Below are 3,835 nucleotides of genomic sequence, written 5' to 3'. Positions count from 1 at the left end.
TTTTGACGGATGAGGATATATTCAAGGCTATTTCATGAGGGTGGTACTGGATACGAATGTCGTTATCGCAGCCTTTGCCTCAAGAGGCCTATGCGCTGAGATTTTCGAGGTCTGCCTTTCTGAGCATACGGTAATATTGAGCGAATCTATCCTTTCAGAGATCAGGGAAAAGCTTGTTGAAAAGATCAAACTCCCGAAGAATATTGTGAAAAATATAGATGCCTATTTAAGAGATACGGCAGAGATAGTTGTTCCGGCAGATATTGAAAAACCTGTCTGCAGGGATAAGGATGATGACAATATTATAGCTACAGCCTTAAGTGGAAAAGCAAAATTCATTATAACAGGAGATGATGACCTCCTGTGCCTTAAGAGCCATAAAGATATCGTGATAATCACTCCAAAAGATTTCTGGTTCAAACTCAGGGAAGAAAATCGTTAATCTCTCCCTCATAAACAGTATACTGTGAGCATAACTCAAGACATAATCAAACACATCCACTCACTCGTTCCCAAAGACCGCAAGATTAAGATAATGAATGTCTGCGGCTCGCATGAACACACCATAGCATTTTCAGGCATGAGGAGTTTGATGCCTCAAAACCTTGAACTTATTCCCGGCCCCGGTTGTCCTGTATGCGTCTGCCCTGAGAGCGATATTATCAATGCTGTAAACCTTTCAAAAAGAGATGATGTTATTCTCGTGACCTACGGCGACATGCTGAGGGTTCCGTCAAAGATCGGGTCGATAAGAAGCATGGGAAAGAACTACAGGATGATCACCTCGCCTTTTGAAGCTATTACTATCGCGAAGAATCATGCTGACAAAAAGATCGTCTTCTTCTCAATAGGCTTTGAGACGACAACCGCGCCGACTGCTGCGATACTTGAAATGGGCATACCTGATAACCTTTATATCTTAAGCTCACACAGGCTGACCCCTGCGATAATGGAGATACTTGTGAAAGATGCGGATATCGGCATAGACGGTTTCATCGCTCCGGGTCATGTCTCTGCCATAGTCGGTTCAAATGCGTGGAATGTATTTTCTTCAAAATATGGAATCCCTACGGTTGTAGCAGGCTTTGAAGCAGAGAACCTTTTGTTAGGCATTGCTGATATACTGAGACAGCTTAAAGACGGCGTTGCCAGGACAACTAATGTCTATAGCAGCGTTGTAAAGCCGGGAGGCAACACGCAGGCGCAGAGGATAATGCATAAATATTTCGATGTCTCAAGCGTGAACTGGAGGGGCATAGGTTACATTCCTGATTCAGGGCTTGAGTTGAAGAGTGCATATTCAGCAAAAGATGCGAGAAAGGTTTTTGAACTTAAAGAGGTCAAGGAAGCAAAGATACCGGGATGCATCTGCGGAGATGTGATACTCGGCAAAGCCTATCCTTCTAAATGTAAACTATTTAAAAAGGCATGCACTCCGCAAAGTCCTACAGGACCATGCATGGTGTCACAGGAAGGCTCATGCAATATCTGGTACAGGACGAGTTAGAGTCTGTTTATAAATGTCTCTTGTTTGTCATCCCCGTGAAAACGGGGATCCAGAACATATTGGAAACTCTGGATTCCCGATTAAGGACTTCGGGAATGACGGATAAAAAGCAGGGTTTATAAACAGACACTGACTAAAACTCCTTAAATACCTTCGCAAGTGACTCGCCCGCGACATGCATCTTCCATTCATTCAGGTATCCGAAAGGCGTTTCAGTGATAGCGTAGCCTGTTCGTAAGAGGCGTTCCTTAACATCCGTGATAATCTCATTCGTCAATTCCGGCGCTGCTTTTGACATGGAGAGGTGGCTGAAGGAGTGGAGTACAATGGTTTTGGTATCAAACTTACCGGCGACCCACTTTATGTTCTTTACAAATTTGGATACTACACTGCTCTTTTTCTCACAGTCGTTTTCCTCTGCCTGATAAAAGACGACCACCGCGTTCTCGACAGTCTCTTCCATTTCATGGTCAGGGACATCGTCAAGTATCTTTTTATGTGTCTTAAACCAGAATGACGGCGCGTAATAAAGTATGAGTCTCATCTGCCGGTTAACCCTCTCTCATAAATTGTCATTGGTAATTATATAATATATTGCGTGGAGCAAGTTTTATGAGACTGAAGATCAATATAACAGGTGTTGTGCAGGGCGTCGGCTTCAGGCCGTTCATCTTCAGGCTTGCACAAGAGATGGGGCTGAAGGGTTATGTTTTCAATGACGCAGGCGGAGTTGCTGTCGAGGTTGAAGGCAAGGAGCCTCTGCTCACACAATTTCTTATCCGCATTGAGGAAGAGAAACCGGTACTCTCTAAGATATTCAGCCTAAGGCACTCTTTTCTGCATGATAAGGGATTTAAAGATTTTGTAATTGAAGAAAGCAATGATACAGGTGATATAAAAGTCTCTCTCCTGCCTGACATCGCGGCTTGCGATGAATGCCTGGAAGATATTTCTGATACAGGCAACAGAAGGTTTATTTACCCCTTCACCAACTGCACTAACTGCGGCCCGCGTTTTACCATCATAGAAGATATTCCTTATGACAGGAAGAATATATCCATGAAGGATTTCAGGATGTGCGCTGATTGTAAAAGGGAATACAGCGATCCTTAAGACAGGATGTTTCATGCCCAGCCTGACGCCTGTCCTGTCTGCGGGCCTTCCGTTACTTTAATAAACCCCACTTTAGAAAAGGGGGGGATGGGGGGATTTGAGTATCAGAAAGATGATGCCGTTAATAAATGCGTTGAACTTATAAAAGAAGGCAACATTATTGCCATAAAAGGCTTAGGCGGATATCACCTTGTATGTGATGCAGGAAACGCAGAGTCTATAAAGAGGCTGAGAGAGAGAAAGCAGAGAGAAGAGCGGCCGGTTGCGGTCATGTTCGCTGACATTGAATCAGTAAAGGCTGAGGCGCATGTAGGCATGCTTGAAGAACGCGCCTTGCGCTCTGTCGAGCGGCCGATAGTCATTCTCAGAAAAAAGAATGGGACGAGGCTTCCTGATTCAATATCTCCCGGCAATGAGACCATCGGCGCGTTCCTTCCGTATACACCTCTTCACCACATAATATTGCAGAAGCTGATGAGGCCTCTTATTGCAACGAGCGCAAATATTTCAGATGAGCCGATCGCGAAGGATGAAGATGACGCATTCAAGAGGCTTGCAAGTATAGCTGATTATTTTCTAACGCATAATAGGGAGATAGTCAGACGGTGTGACGATTCGGTTGTAAGGATAGTTTCTGAAAGGCAGGTTCCTATAAGGCGGTCGAGAGGATTCGCTCCCCTTCCGGTGATATTGCCCTTTAAACTGAAAAGGCCGGTGCTTGCGCTTGGCCCTTATATGAACAATACCATTGCTGTCGGGATGGATGACAAGGTTTATCTCTCTCAGCATATCGGTGATCTTGAGACGCCTCTTGCAATGGAGTTCTATAAAGAGACGGTCAATGACTTTCTGAGGCTCTTCAATATCAAGCCTGAGATAGTTGTCGCTGATATGCATCCTGGGTATTTCAGCACGGTCTTTGGGGAGAAGTATTACAAGGATAAACTTGTTAAGGTCCAGCACCACTTCGCGCATATGCTTTCCTGCATGGCTGAAAATGATATTCAGACGGATGAAGAGGTGATAGGCTTTGCATTTGACGGGACAGGCTATGGAATTGACAAGACTGTATGGGGCAGCGAGGTGATGATCGTTTCATATTCAGGTTTCAAAAGATTATATCATCTTCATCCTTACCATCTGCCTGGAGGGGAGAAGGCTGTTAAGGAACCTTTCAGAACAGCTCTGTCTTTATTGTGTGAGACATTCGGGGAT

Annotated in this window: 5 protein-coding genes; 4 read left to right on the top strand and 1 reads right to left on the bottom strand. The window is 44.6% G+C overall.

The genetic code is table 11. The annotated features are described in order from the left end of the window. Window positions 1–34 precede the first annotated feature (34 nt). Both HY807_00025 and hypD read left to right on the top strand, forming a co-directional pair. Window positions 35–442, top strand: a complete 408-nt coding sequence (locus HY807_00025) for a putative toxin-antitoxin system toxin component, PIN family (GenBank protein ID MBI4824796.1) — start codon at window positions 35–37, stop codon at window positions 440–442. A gap of 24 nt (window positions 443–466) precedes the next feature. Then, the gene (gene hypD, locus HY807_00020; GenBank protein MBI4824795.1) at window positions 467–1,507 is read left to right on the top strand and encodes a hydrogenase formation protein HypD; all 1,041 of its coding nucleotides are present in this window, start codon (window positions 467–469) and stop codon (window positions 1,505–1,507) included. 133 nt (window positions 1,508–1,640) lie between these two features. On the opposite strand, the gene HY807_00015 is transcribed toward hypD, so the two are convergent. Further along, on the bottom strand, window positions 1,641–2,051 hold the full coding sequence (locus HY807_00015; protein MBI4824794.1) for a hypothetical protein: 411 nt from the start codon (window positions 2,049–2,051) through the stop codon (window positions 1,641–1,643). Window positions 2,052–2,119: 68 nt separating this feature from the next. On the opposite strand from HY807_00015, the gene HY807_00010 reads away from it, so the two are divergent. After that, window positions 2,120–2,620 (top strand): acylphosphatase, encoded by a 501-nt coding sequence (locus tag HY807_00010; protein ID MBI4824793.1) that lies wholly within the window; start codon window positions 2,120–2,122, stop codon window positions 2,618–2,620. A 6-nt stretch (window positions 2,621–2,626) separates the two neighbouring features. Continuing rightward, the coding region (gene hypF / locus HY807_00005) for a carbamoyltransferase HypF (GenBank protein MBI4824792.1) at window positions 2,627–3,835 on the top strand (1,209 nt) is incomplete at its 3' end.

The sequence above is a fragment of the Nitrospirota bacterium genome (genome assembly GCA_016207885.1).
GTDB lineage: Bacteria > Nitrospirota > Thermodesulfovibrionia > UBA6902 > UBA6902 > JACQZG01.
The sequence above is the reverse complement of the archived record's forward strand: the minus strand, read 5'-3'. Positions and strand labels throughout refer to the sequence as shown.

Coding starts and splice junctions, on each gene's coding strand:
- HY807_00015 (MBI4824794.1), bottom strand. CDS start 2,051: ATGAGACTCATACTTTATTACGCGCCGTCATTCTGGTTTAAGACACAT.
- HY807_00010 (MBI4824793.1), top strand. CDS start 2,120: ATGAGACTGAAGATCAATATAACAGGTGTTGTGCAGGGCGTCGGCTTC.
- HY807_00025 (MBI4824796.1), top strand. CDS start 35: ATGAGGGTGGTACTGGATACGAATGTCGTTATCGCAGCCTTTGCCTCA.